The organism is Pseudoxanthomonas sp. JC1303, from assembly GCF_058448525.1.
Window position 1 is genome coordinate 2319075 of the sequence record NZ_CP185958.1, and the last position, 16378, is coordinate 2335452.

Annotated in this window: 24 protein-coding genes; 2 read left to right on the forward strand and 22 right to left on the reverse strand. The window is 66.9% G+C overall.

Translation table 11 applies throughout. The features are described 5' to 3' along the window. Positions 1-7: 7 nt before the first annotated feature. A complete protein-coding gene (locus ACORQU_RS10230) occupies positions 8-316 on the reverse strand; it encodes an ogr/Delta-like zinc finger family protein (RefSeq protein WP_491641078.1) in 309 nt (102 codons plus the stop codon). Beyond that, a complete protein-coding gene (locus ACORQU_RS10235; RefSeq protein WP_491641079.1) occupies positions 313-621 on the reverse strand; it encodes a DNA-binding protein in 309 nt (102 codons plus the stop codon). The genes ACORQU_RS10230 and ACORQU_RS10235 overlap by 4 nt, the downstream gene beginning before the upstream one ends. A 42-nt stretch (positions 622-663) precedes the next feature. Here ACORQU_RS10235 and ACORQU_RS10240 point away from each other — a divergent pair, with 42 nt between their 5' ends. Further along, on the forward strand, positions 664-1083 hold the full coding sequence (locus tag ACORQU_RS10240; protein ID WP_491641080.1) for a helix-turn-helix domain-containing protein: 420 nt from the start codon (positions 664-666) through the stop codon (positions 1081-1083). 12 nt (positions 1084-1095) lie between these two features. After that, positions 1096-1956: a DUF2971 domain-containing protein gene (locus tag ACORQU_RS10245; protein ID WP_491641081.1), complete on the forward strand. Its 861-nt coding sequence runs from the start codon at positions 1096-1098 to the stop codon at positions 1954-1956. 26 nt (positions 1957-1982) lie between these two features. On the opposite strand, the gene ACORQU_RS10250 is transcribed toward ACORQU_RS10245, so the two are convergent. The 20 genes from ACORQU_RS10250 to ACORQU_RS10345 all read right to left on the reverse strand — a co-directional run bounded on the left by ACORQU_RS10250 (position 1983) and on the right by ACORQU_RS10345 (position 16378). Continuing rightward, positions 1983-2984: a phage late control D family protein gene (locus ACORQU_RS10250; RefSeq protein ID WP_491641082.1), complete on the reverse strand. Its 1002-nt coding sequence runs from the start codon at positions 2982-2984 to the stop codon at positions 1983-1985. Then, a complete protein-coding gene (locus ACORQU_RS10255) occupies positions 2981-3421 on the reverse strand; it encodes a phage tail protein (RefSeq protein WP_491641084.1) in 441 nt (146 codons plus the stop codon). The genes ACORQU_RS10250 and ACORQU_RS10255 overlap by 4 nt, the downstream gene beginning before the upstream one ends. Positions 3422-3425: 4 nt before the next feature. Next, positions 3426-6224, reverse strand: coding sequence for a phage tail tape measure protein (locus ACORQU_RS10260; protein ID WP_491641085.1), 2799 nt, complete (start codon positions 6222-6224; stop codon positions 3426-3428). 23 nt (positions 6225-6247) lie between these two features. Then, positions 6248-6364 (reverse strand): GpE family phage tail protein, encoded by a 117-nt coding sequence (locus ACORQU_RS10265; RefSeq protein WP_491641086.1) that lies wholly within the window; start codon positions 6362-6364, stop codon positions 6248-6250. 8 nt (positions 6365-6372) lie between these two features. Next, on the reverse strand, positions 6373-6708 hold the full coding sequence (locus ACORQU_RS10270) for a phage tail assembly protein (RefSeq protein WP_491641087.1): 336 nt from the start codon (positions 6706-6708) through the stop codon (positions 6373-6375). Between the two features lie 147 nt (positions 6709-6855). Beyond that, complete coding sequence (locus tag ACORQU_RS10275; protein WP_491641088.1) at positions 6856-7365, reverse strand: phage major tail tube protein; 510 nt, start codon at positions 7363-7365, stop codon at positions 6856-6858. Positions 7366-7434: 69 nt separating this feature from the next. Further along, positions 7435-8616, reverse strand: coding sequence for a phage tail sheath protein (locus ACORQU_RS10280; RefSeq protein WP_491641089.1), 1182 nt, complete (start codon positions 8614-8616; stop codon positions 7435-7437). Between the two features lie 12 nt (positions 8617-8628). Beyond that, the gene (locus ACORQU_RS10285; RefSeq protein WP_491641090.1) at positions 8629-8973 is read right to left on the reverse strand and encodes a GPW/gp25 family protein; all 345 of its coding nucleotides are present in this window, start codon (positions 8971-8973) and stop codon (positions 8629-8631) included. Between the two features lie 5 nt (positions 8974-8978). Beyond that, positions 8979-9545: a phage baseplate assembly protein V gene (locus ACORQU_RS10290; RefSeq protein ID WP_491641092.1), complete on the reverse strand. Its 567-nt coding sequence runs from the start codon at positions 9543-9545 to the stop codon at positions 8979-8981. A 68-nt stretch (positions 9546-9613) separates the two neighbouring features. Beyond that, positions 9614-10261 carry a hypothetical protein gene (locus ACORQU_RS10295; protein ID WP_491641093.1) on the reverse strand — a complete coding sequence of 216 codons (648 nt, stop codon included), beginning with the start codon at positions 10259-10261 and terminating at the stop codon, positions 9614-9616. 7 nt (positions 10262-10268) lie between these two features. After that, positions 10269-10622: a hypothetical protein gene (locus ACORQU_RS10300; RefSeq protein ID WP_491641094.1), complete on the reverse strand. Its 354-nt coding sequence runs from the start codon at positions 10620-10622 to the stop codon at positions 10269-10271. Then, a complete protein-coding gene (locus ACORQU_RS10305; protein WP_491641095.1) occupies positions 10619-12040 on the reverse strand; it encodes a tail fiber protein in 1422 nt (473 codons plus the stop codon). The genes ACORQU_RS10300 and ACORQU_RS10305 overlap by 4 nt, the downstream gene beginning before the upstream one ends. 11 nt (positions 12041-12051) lie before the next feature. After that, positions 12052-12600, reverse strand: coding sequence for a phage tail protein I (locus ACORQU_RS10310; protein ID WP_491641096.1), 549 nt, complete (start codon positions 12598-12600; stop codon positions 12052-12054). Continuing rightward, positions 12593-13585: a baseplate assembly protein gene (locus ACORQU_RS10315; protein WP_491641097.1), complete on the reverse strand. Its 993-nt coding sequence runs from the start codon at positions 13583-13585 to the stop codon at positions 12593-12595. The genes ACORQU_RS10310 and ACORQU_RS10315 overlap by 8 nt, the downstream gene beginning before the upstream one ends. A gap of 60 nt (positions 13586-13645) precedes the next feature. Then, entirely contained in the window at positions 13646-14098 is a 453-nt protein-coding gene (locus tag ACORQU_RS10320) for a phage virion morphogenesis protein (RefSeq protein ID WP_491641099.1), read from the reverse strand. Next, positions 14086-14505 carry a phage tail protein gene (locus ACORQU_RS10325; protein WP_491641100.1) on the reverse strand — a complete coding sequence of 140 codons (420 nt, stop codon included), beginning with the start codon at positions 14503-14505 and terminating at the stop codon, positions 14086-14088. The genes ACORQU_RS10320 and ACORQU_RS10325 overlap by 13 nt, the downstream gene beginning before the upstream one ends. Beyond that, positions 14502-15074, reverse strand: a complete 573-nt coding sequence (locus tag ACORQU_RS10330) for a hypothetical protein (RefSeq protein ID WP_491641101.1) — start codon at positions 15072-15074, stop codon at positions 14502-14504. The genes ACORQU_RS10325 and ACORQU_RS10330 overlap by 4 nt, the downstream gene beginning before the upstream one ends. Beyond that, on the reverse strand, positions 15074-15745 hold the full coding sequence (locus ACORQU_RS10335) for a glycoside hydrolase family 19 protein (RefSeq protein ID WP_491641102.1): 672 nt from the start codon (positions 15743-15745) through the stop codon (positions 15074-15076). The genes ACORQU_RS10330 and ACORQU_RS10335 overlap by 1 nt, the downstream gene beginning before the upstream one ends. Further along, positions 15742-16020, reverse strand: coding sequence for a phage holin family protein (locus ACORQU_RS10340; RefSeq protein WP_491641104.1), 279 nt, complete (start codon positions 16018-16020; stop codon positions 15742-15744). The genes ACORQU_RS10335 and ACORQU_RS10340 overlap by 4 nt, the downstream gene beginning before the upstream one ends. Beyond that, complete coding sequence (locus ACORQU_RS10345; RefSeq protein WP_491641105.1) at positions 16013-16378, reverse strand: putative holin; 366 nt, start codon at positions 16376-16378, stop codon at positions 16013-16015. The genes ACORQU_RS10340 and ACORQU_RS10345 overlap by 8 nt, the downstream gene beginning before the upstream one ends.

The window sequence follows — 16378 nt, forward strand, 5'->3', positions numbered from 1 at the left end:
TGTTGTGTCAGCCGGCGGCGCCGAGCAGATCCAGCTGGGTGTCGCCGTTGTTTTGGCGCCAGGCCTGATAGGCCTGGTTGCGGACGAACGCCGGCGTGGGCGGCAATTCGCTTGCGATCGCATCGGGCACCCCGCTTGGGCTGGCGATGCCGGTCAGTTCTGAGTGACCGCTGTAGCTGGCGCCACACACCGGGTTTTCGCAGACATAGATGTCCTTGCGCAGGAACCGGTGCTCCAGGCTGCTGGTGCGCTTCTTCAAGGCGTGACCGCAGGCTTCGCAGCTGAACACCACGCGGTGGCCCAGGGCCGCGCTCACGGCTGCGGCTCCATGTTGGCGGCGGGTGCCTTTGTGCAAGAATCCGGCGCCGGCTTGAGTCCAAGGGCAACGGCGGCGCGGTGCGCTTCGCCATAGGTGCCCTTGGTGGTGCCCCGCAGAACGCCGTTGATCGAGTTCCGACTCAGGCCGTGTTGTCTTGCGAACGCCGTGATAGTGATGCCGTTGGCCCGGAGGTGTTCGCGCACCTGGGCCGCTGTAAGCAGGGTGGTGTCCTGACCGCTACCGTTAAGGTTTCCGTTCCCCACTGTGAGACCCTCGTTATGCTTTGGTGAAGAATGTTTCACCTAGCGTAGTGAAGAAATTTTCACTTTTCAAGGAGATTGATCGTGTCCGTAGGAACCCGTCTCAAGGAAGAACGCAAGCGCCTGGGCTATAGCCAGGAGGCGTGGGGCAAGGTGGTTGGGATCACCAAGCGCTCCCAGATCCAGTACGAGAAAGACGAGTACTCGCCCACCGCTGTGTACCTCACCCTGGCCGATCAGGTCGGTGCGGATGTCGGTTACATCCTGACGGGGCGGCACGAGCGTCTGACCGACGCCGAAGCCGAGCTGGTAGCGCTCTATCGCAAGGCCCGGCCGGCCATGCGCGCCATGGCCACGGTGGCGCTGTCTGGTGGCATGGAAGCACCACCGCTGCCAACGCCGCGGCCGGTGCCTCGCGGTGGCAAGGCGGCGCTAGTCAAAGCGGAGCCGAGCTCAGCGCAACCCGTCGTGGCGAAGCCGGCACGGCGCCGGCGCGCGGATTGAGGAGCAGGATCCATGGCGCATAACCAACTGCCAGATGAGCTCTTCAAGTACCGCGCCTTCGATGCCTTGGCGATCAAGCCGATCCTTGACGGTGAGGTGTGGTATTCGCGCATGGCGTCCTTCAATGACCCGGTGGAGGGCGTGCCCGCTGTTATAAATGACCTGACTTTCAGCGAAGTCGAGCAACTGCACGAGAGGATGTGCGGAAAAGACTCGTCACTGCACCACAGAACAGGCTTAGACGAAGAGTTCAACGAATTGCGATTGTCCGATGAGCAGGTCGTCCCCTACCTGATTGACGATATCGAAGCTCATCTAGCAAAGGTGTTTGCCACGCGAGGCGTCTTTTCATTGTCCGAGCGCTGGGATAGCCCGCTGATGTGGAGCCACTATGCGGACAGCCATCGCGGAATTTGCATCGGCTACGCCTCTGATCAGCACCGCTGTCCTTTTTTAAGGCCCGTGGACTACTCTGCGTCGCGCGGGGTCATGCTCTCCGACGTGCTGGAATGGGTAATGTTGAATAGCAGAGGCGCGCGACGGAGGGTGACGGAAGCAGCGTTCTTGCGGAAGTCTCCAGACTGGAGCTATGAAGCGGAGTGGCGCGATGTCCAGCAGGGTAGCGGTCTGCTGCCTCAACCGTTTGAGATCAGCAGCATTCTTTTCGGAATGCGCTGCCCCGACCACGTGATGAAGGCGGTGATCAAGCTTTTCTCCGGCGAAAGCGGCAAGCCACATTTTTATCGCGCATATTTCCGGCCCGGCTCTTATGAGATGACCCGTTTAGAGGTCGATCCCGAGGAAGTTGCATATAGGCGACCCTCCATGGCTTTTGTATTTGGTGAGCCAGGCGGCACCATCTGGCCGCTCTAGTTTTCAACTGGCCGAAGCGGGCACGACTACAGCGCTGATTCCATCTCCAGCGCCGTGGCGTAGCCGCCGCTGCCGCTGACAGTATGAGTGGCCTTGGCGATCAGCCAGGTAATGGCGTCGATCTCGGGCTTGAGGCCGACCACCGTGACGCGCTGCTCCGGATAGACGTCCGGCCGCCCAAGCGCGAGGGTGAATTCGAGCTTGCACGCGCCGCGCTGCACGCGGCGCCATTCCGATTCGGCCTGGTGCCGGGCGGTGGCCTCGCTGTCGTAGGTCTCGCGCAGCGACTTGACGTTGTCCGTCTCGCCGACGACCACTGCCCGCCGTCGCGCGCCTTTGTGATCGTTCCAGTACGCACGCACGCCGCTGTAGGCGTCGCGGTCCGCAGCACCGAACCGATGACTGTCACCGTCGCTGCGCGTGATCGACGTGGACGGCAGCGACTTGCCCGAGGGCGTGGCGCCGCTGCCGATGGGCGCGAAGATCAGCCGGCCAGCCTTGACCGTAGCGACCGCGTCAAAGCGCTTGCCCAAGCGCGTGAGCAGCGCCGCGTCGCTCTCGTTGGCTTGGTCCAGGTGGCGCAGGGCCACGCTGGCGAGTGTGCCGGCCACCGCCGGCTTGAGGCCGTTGGCGGTGGCGATCGCGCCGACTACCGCGCCAACCGTCGTCCCGTGCCAACTGCGCTCCTTGCGCGTGCGCATGCCGGCGGTGAGCTGCGCGCTGCGGGCGCGCACGGTGATGATGTCCGGGGCGCCGTGGTGCTCCACCTCATCGACGATGAAGGTGCCCTTGTCGACCATCCCGCTACCGGCCCAGCCCAGTGACAGGCTCAGGCTTACGCCGCGGCGTGGCAGGGCCATCTGGCCGTCGTGGTCATGGATTTGCAGGTCGAGCTGGTCGGCCTGGCCATCGCGGCATTCGGTCAGGGTGAGGTCCAGCAGACGCGGGGCCACGCGTGCAGTCAGATCCTTGCCGTCCAGTACCAGCCGCCAGGCCGGCGTGGGGTAATTGCCAGGAGGGCTGCTCATGCCACGTTACCCGTGCTGGCGCTCGGCTCGCCGGCGAGCCGCTGCTCGGCCTGCATGGTCTCGTCGGGCACGCGGCCCAGCGACAGGGTGAATTCCACCTTGCGGGCGGTGCCGTCGCCGAGGAAGTGCGTGCGGGTCTCGCGTAGCGAGGTGATGGCGAACGCGCCGACGATCTTGCCGGTGCCGGTGACCAGCGCCCACGGGCGGCCCGTGCCCGCCATTTCGCGCAGGGAGTCCAGCGAGGCGTGGGTGCCGGTCAGTGGCGGGGCGATCAGGCCGGCCAGCTCGATCGTGTCCTCGCCGGGGCCGACGAACTGACTGGCCGCGATCGCACCGACGCGCTCGCTGCGCGCGTGGCGCCAGCCGGTCTGCCGCGTCAGCTGGTTGTAGGCGGCAGTGGAAATCGAGAACACGAAGGTGCCCAGCGTCATCAGCATGTGGTTAATCCCGGTCTGCCAGGGCGGAACGTCGGCGCGCAGCGTTGGCGCGATCGCGCTCGTCCAGCTTCTGCTGGACCAGTCGCGCGAGGGCTTCCACGTCCATCCCCGGCGCGGCGTGGATGTGGATCTCGTAGTGGTTGACCACCTGCCCGGCGCTGCCGGCGTTGGTGGGCGACACGGGCGGGCGGCTGTCGATGGCCGCCGCCGGCGCCATGGCGGCCGCCAGGGCCACGCCAGCGCCCGCCTGGCGCATCCGGGCGCCGAGCCCTTCCAGTGCGTCCAGCGCCGCGCCCTGGCGCCGCTGCAGGCCCTGGGCGAGTCCCTGCATGGTGAAGTCGCCCAGCTGGGCGAACACGCGCGATGGGCTGTGGATCCCCAGCACAGACTTGAAGCGGTCGATCACGCCCGAGCCGATGCCGGCGACCGCATCGCGGGCCGCGCCCAGCATCGAGCGGATGCCGTCGACCAGGCCAGCGACCATGTTCACGCCCATCTGCCGCATCCGGTCTGGCCAGCCGCCCAGCAACGCGCTGACTGCCTGCCACATTTGCTCCAGGCCCGCGCGGATCTTGGGGCCATCCCCGCTGAAGATGCCGCTCAGCACACGCCAGGCGCCGACCACGTACTGGATCGCCAGCGTGAGGTTGCGGATGCCCTGGGAGATGACGCCGCCCAGGATCGCGCCAAAGCCTCGGCCGGCGTCGGTCGCGCCCTGCAGCTGCTCGGCCGTTGCCTGGAACGGGGTGAACATCTCCTTGACCACACCCCACGCATCGCGCATGAAGCCGGTAATGGCCTCCCACACTGGGGCCAGCGGCGCCAGGGCGGCCAGCAGCTGGCCCATGGCCGGCCTGGCGACGGCCACGATGCCCTCCCACATGCCGCCGAGGAAGGCCTTGATCGGCCCCCAGTAGCGCCACACGGCCAGCGCCACCGCGGCCAGCAGTGCCCCGATCAACAGCACCGGCGCGCTGACACCGCCCAGCACCACGATCAGGGCGCGGCCCAGGTTGAGCAGCGAGGGGAAGACGCTGGACACCAGCGAGCCCATGCGCGCGGCCAGCCCACCGATGCCGGCGCCGCCGGACAGGGTGGCGAACGCCGCGGTCAGCTGCCCCAGGCCCATGGCGGCCAGCCCACCGATCGCCAGCACGCCGCCCAGCACCGTGAGCAACGCCGCGCCGGCCACCGCGCTGACCGTGATGGCGCGCGCCAGCTGCGGATGCTGCCGGGTCCAGTTGACCACGTTGGACACCAGGGACGAGACGCGCTCGGAGGCGGCCTTGATGTCCGGCAGCAAAGTGTCGCCCAGCACCTGGGCCAGGACCAGCGCCGTGTTCTTTGCCAACTGCATGGCATTGGCCGAGGTCGCCACGCGCGAGGCGTATTCGGCCTCCATCGAGCCGCCGTAGATGTTGGCGTTGGCGACCTTGTCCAGGTTGGCCTGCAGCAGCTCCATGTTGGTCAGCAGCGGCGCGATCGCGCCGATCGACTCGCGGCCGAACAGCTGGGTCATGGTGGCGGCCTGCTGCGCCTTGGGCAGCTCGCGCAGGCGTTCGAGCACCATGGTGATGGCACCGCTGGCGTCCTTCTGCAGCAGCTTGGCCATCCGTCCAGCATCAAGGCCGAGCTCCTCGAAGGCGGCGCGCTGGCGTTTGGTGGCGGCCTCGCCGGAGGCCAGCGTCAGCAGCAGGTTCTTGATGCCGGTAGCGGACACTTCGGACTCGATGCCCATGCCGGCTACCGTGGCGCCCAAGGCGGCCAGCGGGCCGGACTGCAGGCCGGCGACCTCGCCCAGCGCGCCGATGCGGTTCACCACCTCGCTGATCTTCTGGACGTTGGCCGGGCCGGTATTGCCCAGGTAATTGATCTTGTCGGCCAGTGCGACAACGTCGTCCTGGCCCATGCGGAAGGCCGTGCGCCAGGTGGCCATGGTCTGGCCCGCGCTGTCGGCCGTGGTGTCGAACGCCACGCCCATCTTGGTAGCGTCGGCCGCAAAGCGCATCAGCTCCTTGCGGGGGACGCCGGCCTGGCCCGCGGCGGCGACGATGGCCGCGATCTCCTGCGGCACCATGGGCAGGCGCATCGACAGCGCCTGGATGTCCTGGCCCATCTGAGCGAACTGCTGCGGGGTGTCGAAATTGACCACCTTGCGCACGTCGGCCATCGCGGACTCGAAGCTGACAGCCTCGCTCACCGGCAGCAGTGCGCCGTCGAGCACGCGCCGGCCGGCGAAGCCCATCGCCGCGCCGGTCGCTGTTGCCTTGAGCCCGCCGGACTGCAGCGCGTCGGCGCGGCGCTGGGTGGCGGCAAGTGCGGCCAGGCGCTTCTGCTGCTGGACGATCGCGGCGGTGGCCTGATCCACCTGAGTGCGCAGGCGCTGCTCATGGGTGGCCAGCTCGCGCGTGCTGACCCCGGCGCTGTTGAGCGTCGTGCGCAGGGCCTGCAGCTTCTGCTGCTGCTGGCCGTACTGGTACTTGGCGCGGCCGGCTGCGCGTTGGGCCGCCTCGAAGCGCTGGGTGAGCTCTTCGCTCGGATGTTGGGCGCCGCGCATTTCCGCCGCCAGGGCGCGGACCTTGGCGCGCTGGTCGGCCAGCTGCTGGCTGGAGCGCTTGAGTGCGTCGGACTGCTCGCGGAACGCACGGATGTCGCGCTGCTGTGCCTGCAGGGCGCGCAGCGACTCGCGTTGCTCGCGCAGTGCGCCGGTCAGCCCCTTGGCGCCTGACATGGCCTTGCGGAAGGGACCGGTCACCCGGTCGACGGCGTCCAGCAGGACGCGCAGGCGCATGTCTTCACTCATCGGGGCTCCAGGCGCGGCGCCGGTCAGTCCTCGGCGCCGCTTCGCTTACGGGCGCGTTCGCGCCACTCCATCAACTCTTCGACCGACAGCCTGTCCATCACCTCCGGTTGCCAATGGAAGATGGCGGCGATGTCGGCCATGGCGTCCTCTACGCGGGCTGGAAGTCCTGGGTGGCCCTCTGTGCCCGCGTCAAGAAAAAAGACGCCACCTCCACCGCGCAGGCGGTCAGGTCCGGCAGATCCATGGCCGACACGTCGGCGGTGGTCAGCGTGGGTGAGGTGATGCGAGGCAGCAGGGTGATCAGCGCGGTGACGTCCATGTTGATCACGTCGACCAGCTTCAGGCCGCGCAACTCGCCGGCGCCAGGCTTGCGCAGGTCCAGGCGATCGATGCGCTGGCCACCGCGGATGATGGGGGTCTCCAGCGGGATGCTGGCGGCCTGCTTGGCGGCGTCGGCCGCGGGGATGGCTTGCTCTTTGGACACAGGGGTCTCTCCGGGGATAGGTGGGGCGCGCAACCTCTTCCGCCATGCCGGCTTCGGTCGAGCTTCGGCCGCTTCCGCCCATCAGTGCATGGGGGCGACGGATCTGGCCGTGTCCGTTGAGGGGATCCCAGTCAGGCGTTGACCCGATCAGGCGCCGATGGCGTAGCGGACCTGTTCCAGCCGGTCGATGCCGCCGACGTTCTCGATCATGTTCACCAGGTCGAGCTCGATCAGCGTCTCGCTGTTGACCACCAGCTTGTAGTAGCTGCAGGCCGTGGTGACGACGTGCTCGGTGTCGCTGCCGGCTTCGGCATCGCCGAATTCCAGACCTTCATGGCGGCCGCGGATGGTGACTTCGACCGCATCGACGGCGGCGGTGTCGTCGCGCTGGTAAGCGCCGGCGAAACGCAGCTGCACCGCATCGTGGCGGACGGCCGCGTACTGGCGCAGCACGTCGATCATCAGACCGCCGTAGGTGGCCTTGAACTGGATCTCGTCCTGGCCGAGGTCATGCTTGACCGGGCCACTCATGCCGCCGCCACGGTAGGACTCCATGACGCGCTTCAGTTCGGGCAGGGTGATGCTCTTGGACAGCCCGAGAAAGCTGGAGCCATCGGAGAAGACGTTGAAATTCTTGAGCTTGCGGGGCAGCGCCATGGGGCGGTCTCCAGTGCGGTGGCGTGGCGGTCAGATGCCCGCCGCGGCCGGTTTCGATGAGGGCGGCGATTAGCTGGCGATGGCCGAGGCGAAGCTGGCCAGGTAGGAGTCGGTGATGCGCTGGTTGAGCTGCAGCTGTTCCAACGGCGGCACCGGGGTGTAGTCGTAATCGATCTGCAGCTGGCCGGCCGACAGCGTGGTCTGAGTGTTCGTCGCCGGGTCGTACCAGGCCTTGGCGTCGATGATGTAGCCGCTGGCCTTGAGCTCGCGGAACTTGGCGTTGATCGATTCGACAATGTCTTTGATCAGCTGGGGCTGCATCGGTGCATCGACGTAGACCGCCATGGCGTCTGCGATGGTGTCGGCCAGGATCTGCGCGGTGCGCGTGGCGGTCTCGAACTGAAACAGCGGGTCATCGCTGCAGGTCCGCGAGCCCCAGAAGCGATACCCGTTCATGCGGATCAGGGTGGTGACGTCGCCGGCGTTGAGCACGCCCGCGTCGGTCGCAGGATCCTGCAGGTCGAACTGGATGGCGCGGCTGATCCCGGTCACACCCGCGACGGCGACGTTGGACAGGTTCTTGTGCCAACCCTGTTCCTTGTCGATCTTCGCGCGCAGGCCGAGCGCCCGGGCGGTGGCGAAGGACGACGTGGTCGCCTTGGTCGTGGCGTCGAACGCCAGGAAGTCCGGGAAGATGATCATCAGCTCGCGCGCGGAGAATTCCTCGCGGTAAGCCGTGGCCTCGACGACGGTGGTGGCTGCATCGGCGCTCACATAGGCCATCGCGCGTAGGCTCTTGGCGATGATCGCCAGCGCGGTGGTCACTTCCTTGGTGTCCAGCCCGGGGCAACCCAGGATGCGTGGCTTGACGCCCAGCAGGCTCTCGGCGCCCAGCAGTGCCTGCATCCCGGTGTAGTCGCTGCCCACCTTGGCGCCGATCACGTTGGCGTTCTGTGCGGCCTCGATCTCTTCGGGCTCAATGCCATCGGCTTCGGCCACGCGAACCACAACGGTGACCGGGTTGGTCTGGTCGCAGATTGCCTGCAGCGCCTGGCGCAGCGTGCCGGTCGCGCCGGCCTTGGAGACCGCGCCCAGAACGTCGGTGATCAGCACGGGCTTATTGAGGGGGAACAGGGTCACGTCCGCCGCGTCACCCGTGGCCACCAGGCCGACCACGGCCGTGGAGACGGTGCGGATCGTGCGCGCGCCGGTGTTGACTTCGATGACGCGTACGCCGTGGTGGTAGTCCATGGGTTTCTCCAGTTACCGGTAGCGAAGAGGGATGGTCAATCGGGTGTAGCTGTTGGCTTGGGTGACGTCGGTGCGCTCGCCTTCCAGATCCAGCACGAACTCGCCCGACGCGCTGCCCTGCGACAACGTCATCTGTTTGATTCGGATCCGTGGTTCCCAGCGCATCAACGCTTCGGCCGTGGCGCCATAGAGCAGCGTCCGGGTGGCATCGTTGAATGGCGCATCGACCAGCTCGGGCAGCAGGGAGCCGTAGTCGCGCCGCATCACGCGGCTGTTGATGGGGGTGGTGAGGATGTCGCCGATGGACTGGCCCAGATGCGCGGCGCCGTCGATCGGGCCGCCGGTATTGGCGTTCATGCCCTTCACTGCGGCGCCCCGGTGAGAGCACTGCCAGACTGCACGCCACTGTGCTTGTGATTCTTCAGGCTGATACCCGCGCCGACAACATCGACGCTCGCAGTGGCCTTGCCGGTGATCTCGGTGTCGCCGACGATCTTGGTGGCACCGTTCACCGTCAGTGGGCCGTTGATCGTGGTGCCACCATCGGCCGTGATCTGGACCGTTGCTCCTGCGGGTAGAACAGCGGACAGCACGTGGCTCTGGGCGTTGTAGGCGACCTGCGCACCGTCCGCGTATTGCACAACGTCCACGGCCGGATCGCTCGACGGCGGCGCGACTTGGTCCGAGTACAGGCCACAGAGCACCACGGCGTTGGCTGGGTCGCCCTCGGGGCATAGCACCAGCACCTGCTCGCCCACGCTGGGCGCCGACCATGTCACGGTGCTGCCGGCGCGCCTGGCGAACCACGGCGCCCAGTCGGTAGTCAGCTCGCCCGTGCTGACGCGCACGCGCTGCTGTGCCGGATCCACCTCGGCAATGGTGCCGGTGCGGATCAGGTTGGAGAGTAGCCGGGGCAGGTCAGCTGACATGCCCCCATGCTGAAACCTGGCGCGCGCGCGGGCATGCGGTGCGCGATGTCTGCAGGCCCTCTACAACGTCAGTTCGCAGAGACTGTGAAGCTACAAGCGCTCACCGTGACGCTTCCATTCGGTCGCCTCAGGTAGCACTTGAAGGTGCCTTGCCCACTCGATACCTGCTCGGCGGAGCCGGACGCCATCGCGTCGACTGACTGGTCTGCGCTGAGAGCGGTAAAGGCGGCCGCCGTGGTCGAGCACTTGTAAGCGCCATTGCCGCTGATCACAAATTCAAACATGACTTGGCAGGCGCCCGCATTCTCGCCCGGCATGAGCCAGGTGCCAGAAGCCGCAACAGTGCCGCTCCCCGTCGTGCCGATCTCCTGCACTGACCACCTGCCATCAGCAGCAATAGTCAGCACAACGGTGGCGCTGGAACCCCCATGCAATCCTGAGCGTGAGCCGGTGGCGCTATAGCTTTTGCCGTTGAATCCAAGGGCGTAGCTTGCAGTTCCCTTCTTGGCGAAGAGTGTTTTCACGTCGGAGCCATTGGAGACGCGGAATCCGGTGTCAGCTGCCTGGCTGCCGTATGCCAAGGGCGCATAACGCTGATTGATATCGGTACCGTCGCCGGTGCGATAGCCGGTCGGGCCAGGTTTGGTGCCTTGGACGTAGAGATCGAACACATCATCCAGGTCGAAGCCGGCGCTGGTGCGGAACGAGGTGGTCACGACGCGGTCACTCGGCTTCCGAGGCCGCTGGCTCTGGCGCATGCACCTCGTTATGCAGCGTGTCGTAGATGGCCTTGAGGATCATCGTTACGCCGGCGCCGCTGATGTCCGACAGGTCCGCACCGGTAATCGGATCTACTCCAACGGCAAACTTGCGTGCTGCCAGCGCTGCAAGCGATGTCTGCAAGGCCTCGCGGCCGTCGAGCGGCTGAGTCAACACGCCGGCGACGTCAAGGAACTCCTGGCCTTGAAACACCACCTGCGCGTCTTGAGTCAGCGGGTCATAAAACATGTGGGTTTCAGTGGCGATGCGCTCAGCCTGCACGCCATCGGCGATGCTACGAATGCGGGTATTGGTCACGCGGTGTCTCCTTCGAGTTGTGCGACACGCCGGCCCTGCGCTACGACGATGGCGTGCAGGTCCTGGATTGCCTTGGTATGGACAGCAAGCAGCTGCTCAATGCTGTAGCCTCCGTACTGCTGCGGCTTGGCAGAGCCTGGCGGGATGGCTTCAATGCCGCCACCGGCCGCGACTTGCGGCATGACGTCTGCGATGTTCTCTGCGATGTGGAACACTCGCTCCAGGCCGTCCCGGTTGAACCACTTCCGATACTTGCCTAGCGTGGTTTCCAGGCGCAGCACGTGTTCGAGTCCATAGGGGTTGGCCCGGAAAGCGGTCTTCAGCTCTCGTGAGGAGATGGGCTGGAATCCGCCGCTGGAGCGCAGCGACCCGTTATTGACAACGAAGTCGCCATTCGCAGCAAAGTTGAAGTAGGAGTAGGCACCCGCAGATCCTGACCGAACACTGAGCGCGTTCGTCGAGGACTGGTAGAGGAGGAGGTTGTCGACAGCGATCGAGAGCTGTGCGAACCGCTGCGTCTGCGACCACACGTTCGCGGTGTCCAGGCGCGGGAGAGCTGTGCCGCTGTTTCCAACGTCCATCACTGCAGCAGTACCAAGGCCGAGATTGGACCTGGCGGCGGTCTCATTGGTTGCGCCTGTCCCACCTCGGGCGATGGAAAGGACGCCGTCCAAGTCGTCCAGCTCGGGCTTCTCCGTGACGTTGGTCCAGCTGAGATAGTAGGCGCCGTGCTGGCCGTCGAGCAGGTCAGCGTCCAAGCCCTTGCCGGGGCCTTCATCCTTCAGGGCGGCGCCTTTGAGCTCCAATGCCGAGCGGATGAGTGCAGCCGTGGCCAGTGCCAGGAGCGGCTTGAAGAAGGTCGACGGCGCGCCCACGCCGAGACGCGCATCCAGCGCGGCCTTGGCAGCCGCTGGCGTCATCGCACGCGTGCTATCGGCGCCGGTGATTGCCTCCTCGGGCGTGGCGAGCTCTGAGATGCCAGCCGCTGAGGTGGTGGCGGGGCCGACCGTGAAGTTCGTGTCACCGAACACGATCGAGCTGGCGTCGATGTCGGCGAAGATGACGTCCGCGGCCAGCAGCAGCGTGGACTGGGCCGCCTTTTCCAGAATGGGATCGGCCTGGCCATAGGCAGCAAACAAGGTACCGTCGGCAAGATAGAGCCCGAAGCCGCGCAAGGTGTAGTTGGAGCTGCCGTCGTCGCGGATGGTGACGTGCAGGGTGTCCACCGCTGAGGCGCCGCCGGCAATCGTCGCCAGTCGCTTGAGTTCGCCTGGCACGGCTGTGGTGCCGCCGGTGGCGGTGAAAGCGGTTGCGGTAACGCCCGCCTGCGTGATCAGCACCGGCAGCGTGCCGTTGTTCTGCGCATTGACCAGCGCCGCACGGCCTGCGTCGGTCACCTTGATCTGAAAACCGGCCATGGGGACCCCTGTCAGTTCGTGTTGAATTGCATGCGGCGGAACGCGACCACCCGCGCCGCGGCCACCACCGGCACGCGCGCGGCCGCGGCGAGCCCCTGGGTGAAGGTGAAGTGCGAGCGCACCGGCTTGGTCCGCTGGACCTCGGCGATTACGTCGTCGACGAAGCCCGCGCTGGCCTCGGCACCACCGGCCCCGGTCACCGTGAGCGTCATTTGGAAGGTGTGGGGCACGCCCGGCGGCTGCTGCTGGTGCCACTCACGCAGATCGACGGCGCCGCCGAACGACTCCACGACCTGGCGCACGCTCTGAGCGGTGCCCTTGCGGCGCTGGATCTCGATGGCCGCGCGGATCCGTGCGCGCTTCACGTACACCGGCCAGTAGTCCTTCCAGGCGTCGATGCCCAGGCCCCAGGCCAGCCACGGCAGCAACGCCTCGGGGCAGGTGTCGGCGTTCCACAGATCGCGCAGCGGGACGGGCAAGTCCGCAAGCTGGGACGCTGCCGCTTCGATCTGGCGCTCAGTGGCCGTGGCGTTCGGCGGTAGCAGCGAGGCGCTACTCATCCACGCCGCCATGGACCAGCTCGATCTGGCTGCAGTAACTGGCGCCCGCGCGGTCGATGACAACGTCGCTGGCGGGGCTGGTGAGCTCCACCCGCTGCACGCCCTCGGTGTGCAACGCGGCATAGAGACCGGACCGGGTGACGTCGCGGCCCATGCGATGGCAGCCAATGACATACGCCTGCAGGCGACTTTCGGCGTCCGCCATGACCACCGACGAGTCCGGTCCGGCGAAGGTGTAGATGGTCGCGGCCACCTGGTAGGTCGTGATCTGAGCCGATTGGACGGTGACGTGATCGGTCAACGGACGCACGTCGTCCGCCGCCAGTGCCTGGGCAACGCTCTGGACGAGGTCGTCGTCCGCGGTGCCATCACCCGCCCGGGCCAGCACCGAGATGACGACCGTGCCCGGCCAGGTGGCTGCATCGAGTGCGGCGGTCATGGCGTCCACCAGGGCGGCCGATGCGCCGTTGGCCGCCAGTACGTCCATCACGATGCCCCGCACGTCGTCGGGTTCCGGGCTACTTGCGCTGGCGTCCAGTACCCGGCTGTCGGCGCTGAGTGCGTGGTAGATGTACGCGCCCTCCGGGCCGGCGACGCTGAATCCCTCGGGCGCCAGCTGGATGCGGCGCCGGAAGTCTTCGTCCGGCTCCAGCGTCGGGCCGACGCCCTGCTCGGCATTGCCGGGGTCCAGCACCAGGCGCATGACGCCCAGGATCGCGGCCAGCTGGTCGAGGTCGGCGCCCATGGCGTAGGCGAGCATCACGGCCCGGGCAGCGTCGTTGATCCGCTGCCGCAGGATCATTTCGCGGTAGGCGGCGACCTGCATGATCTTGTACGCCGGATCCGACTCGACCAGTGCGTCGAAAGACGCATCGAGCTGGCGCAGGCTGGCGATGTATTCAGCCAGCAACACCTCATAGGCGATCGTTTCCACCACGCTGGGCGCGGGCAGGCGGGAGAGATCGATCGCGGTGAACGTGGACATGGGACAAGCGTCGGGGCGCATACGCGCGCGCGACAGCCGGCCGGTGTGTAGCGGCGCCTGCTACAGGCCCCGCAAGTGCTCCAGCACCGCGTCGCGGATCCGCTGCTGGTCGGCGTCGCTGAAGCCGAGCAACTGCCGACGCTCGTACCTCACCCGCGGGCCGCCGGGCCGCACGGCATCGACCAGCCCTTCCTGGTGCACGCGGGCGATCCGCGCAGCCCGGCGCGTGAACATCACCACGGCCTCGCTGGGCGTGCCTCGGGCTTTGAGGTACTTGGACTGGCGCAGCTTGGCGAACATCTTGCGCCGCTTGATGCGCCCTGCCTTGGCGCGCTTCTGGTTCTTTCGCCGCAGATAGGGCGTGCCGTCCGGGTTGCGCTGCTGACCGATGCGATCGCGCTGGGCGGTCTGCAGCGACCTGGCCACGTCGCGGGCCAGACGGGCGCGTGCCGGCGGCTCCAGGCGCTGCAGCATCGGCTGCAGCCACTCATCCAGGCCGGTCAGAGCGTCCATTGATCGACCGGCGACGGCTCGGGTGCCATGGTGATCACCGTGGCGCCTTGCGCGTCCGTGGTCACGATGGCGCGCTCGGTCAGCGGGACTTTGATGTCCAGGTCGACCTTGTCGTTTGCCAGCACATCGACCTCGAAGGCGATGCGCTCGCGCATCGACGGCGCATCTAGTAGCTCACTCTGGTTCACGCGCGCCCAATCCAGCAGGGTCAGCATCACCAGGTTCGGGTCGCCCGCGTAGTCGGTCACGATGGCGTTGAGGGTGTAGCGCCACTCGAAAGATCGCCCTTCGGCGCCGGTGGAAACCACGCTGCCGCCGTCTGCGAAGATCAGAAGCCGATCCTTGTCCCGCGCGAGCTCGGGTAGGGCCGCCTCCAGGGCCGCGCGCAGCAGCGCAGGCTTGATCACGGTGAGGCCTCCACGGCGCAGCCTGCGGCCACCACCTGTCGGCGCGTATCGATCAGTTCGCTTTGTAGCCAGGTGATCCAGGCGTCGGCGGAATCTCCGTCCTCAACATCCTCTTGCGCGCCCTGGTACCGAAGTTCGGCGGCGAGGTCTTGGCCGCTGGCAAGGGCTGCAGCGTCACCGGTGCCGGCCCCGGGCGTAGCACCACACTGCCACCATGGCTGCAGCTGCACAGCACCAGTGCGCAGATCAGCACGCAGATCAACAGCAGCTTGTTTCGCATCTTGGATTTCCCTCGCGTAGCGTTCGTCGTTGGATTTGCGATAGGTCGCCAGCGCCTCGCTGGCCACCTTTGCCTTGTCGGCCACCTCGCGTGCGCGCTCGGCTAGGCCATGCAGCACGCTGGCGTTTTCCTCCTTGGTGGTCTTGTGGGCCGCTACCTCTGCCTCGTAGCGCGCCTGCCAGGCGGCGGCACCTTCGTGGTGCCAGTACCAGCCCCAGCCGATCACGAAGGCGACGACAGCCAGCCACTTGAGCGCGTCCAGATAGGGCTTCAGCGGATCGGCGCCCATCACAGCGCTCCCAGGATCTGCAGGGCGCGGCGCCAGCGCGAGGCGCGATCCTCCATGCCTTCCGGCGTGTTGCGCGAGCGGGGATTGCCCAGGTTGACGCCGCGGCTCATGGCCAGCACGTCGCCGGCGTCTGCCCACGCATTGAGCCCGTTGTCGAGCCAGAACGCCCCGGCCGCGCGCATGCCGTGGTGCGGCTCCAGTAGCAGGTCGGGGGCGGCCAGCAGGTCCAGCCCGATGCGGCGCCCGGTGCGGGCATAGCCGTCACGCAGGGTGTTCTGCAGCGGACCGCGGCCGCGGTAGCGCCAGCCGTCACCGCTTGCCTGGTCGCCATTTCCGCCGCGCCCGGCATAGGCGAAGTTGGCCAGCGCTTCTGGCTGTCGGACGAATCGCTTTGCGAAGTCCAGTTCGGACTGCTCGATGGCGCGGTTGCCGTTGAGGTCGAACCGGCGGAACACCTTCACAATGCGCTCGGCCGTGCTGTAGCTGAGGTTCTCCACCACGCGCGACAGACTCAGGCTCTCGTGTCCGACCTGGGCAAGGAAGCCGGCGGTGTGCTTGAGGCTACGGATGCTGAACTCATCCATGGCCGCATTGACGTGCGGCGTCCAGCGCTGCACGCGCGCAACGGGTACCTGCATGATCCGGGCAAGGGTCTCGTCGGTGACGTTCATCGATCCATCCTGAGTAGGCGCGCGACGTTGCCGTTGGCGCGGAATGCGAGGATCAGCAGCACGGTCAGCACGATGAGCTGCCAGACGTTGACCTCGGCGGCGCAGCCGATCAGCAGGATCTGCAACGCGTGCGATCCGGTGCTGGCGATCAGGAGCCACGCCAGGAGCCCTACGGCGCGCCGGTGGCGGGTCTCCGGGCCGCTGCGGTAGGTCAGCAGCCGGAAACAGATGCCGGCGTTTAGCACTAGCGTCAGGATGGTGATGAGCTCACGCACTGGGCGGCCCTCCGCGCCGGATCCAACTCAAAAAGCCGAAGATGTCGACGGCCTTGGCGCGCTCGATCGCGGCCAGGGTCAAAGTCACGATCACCGCCGAAGAGAAAAAGGCGGCCAGGCCGCTGGATCGCATCCCCCAGCCCACCAACTCGCCGCTGGCCAGGTAGCCGCCGATCAGGCTCACCATCAGGTACAGCAGCCGCTCCAGCAGCGGCCGCGAGTGCGCAGACACGGCGAACAGCGTGGCGCCGGCGAACGCGCCGATCAGCGCGTTGCCGTCCATGTTGGGCATCATCGCGGCAATGCTGACGCCGGTAGCGGCCAGGGTCATGGAAGTGGCGGAGGCAGGCTCGGTCAT

What these genes read in the sequence shown, in the direction of transcription:
- ACORQU_RS10320 (WP_491641099.1), bottom strand. Translation starts at nt 14,098, where the DNA reads ATGGACGCTCTGACCGGCCTGGATGAGTGGCTGCAGCCGATGCTGCAG.
- ACORQU_RS10305 (WP_491641095.1), bottom strand. Translation starts at nt 12,040, where the DNA reads ATGGCCGGTTTTCAGATCAAGGTGACCGACGCAGGCCGTGCGGCGCTG.
- ACORQU_RS10265 (WP_491641086.1), bottom strand. Translation starts at nt 6,364, where the DNA reads ATGGCCGACATCGCCGCCATCTTCCATTGGCAACCGGAGGTGATGGAC.
- ACORQU_RS10335 (WP_491641102.1), bottom strand. Translation starts at nt 15,745, where the DNA reads ATGAACGTCACCGACGAGACCCTTGCCCGGATCATGCAGGTACCCGTT.
- ACORQU_RS10260 (WP_491641085.1), bottom strand. Translation starts at nt 6,224, where the DNA reads ATGAGTGAAGACATGCGCCTGCGCGTCCTGCTGGACGCCGTCGACCGG.
- ACORQU_RS10285 (WP_491641090.1), bottom strand. Translation starts at nt 8,973, where the DNA reads ATGAACGCCAATACCGGCGGCCCGATCGACGGCGCCGCGCATCTGGGC.
- ACORQU_RS10250 (WP_491641082.1), bottom strand. Translation starts at nt 2,984, where the DNA reads ATGAGCAGCCCTCCTGGCAATTACCCCACGCCGGCCTGGCGGCTGGTA.
- ACORQU_RS10255 (WP_491641084.1), bottom strand. Translation starts at nt 3,421, where the DNA reads ATGCTGATGACGCTGGGCACCTTCGTGTTCTCGATTTCCACTGCCGCC.
- ACORQU_RS10275 (WP_491641088.1), bottom strand. Translation starts at nt 7,365, where the DNA reads ATGGCGCTGCCCCGCAAGCTCAAGAATTTCAACGTCTTCTCCGATGGC.
- ACORQU_RS10330 (WP_491641101.1), bottom strand. Translation starts at nt 15,074, where the DNA reads ATGGGCGCCGATCCGCTGAAGCCCTATCTGGACGCGCTCAAGTGGCTG.
- ACORQU_RS10280 (WP_491641089.1), bottom strand. Translation starts at nt 8,616, where the DNA reads ATGGACTACCACCACGGCGTACGCGTCATCGAAGTCAACACCGGCGCG.
- ACORQU_RS10310 (WP_491641096.1), bottom strand. Translation starts at nt 12,600, where the DNA reads ATGAGTAGCGCCTCGCTGCTACCGCCGAACGCCACGGCCACTGAGCGC.
- ACORQU_RS10290 (WP_491641092.1), bottom strand. Translation starts at nt 9,545, where the DNA reads ATGTCAGCTGACCTGCCCCGGCTACTCTCCAACCTGATCCGCACCGGC.
- ACORQU_RS10345 (WP_491641105.1), bottom strand. Translation starts at nt 16,378, where the DNA reads ATGACCGAGCCTGCCTCCGCCACTTCCATGACCCTGGCCGCTACCGGC.
- ACORQU_RS10315 (WP_491641097.1), bottom strand. Translation starts at nt 13,585, where the DNA reads ATGTCCACGTTCACCGCGATCGATCTCTCCCGCCTGCCCGCGCCCAGC.
- ACORQU_RS10245 (WP_491641081.1), top strand. Translation starts at nt 1,096, where the DNA reads ATGGCGCATAACCAACTGCCAGATGAGCTCTTCAAGTACCGCGCCTTC.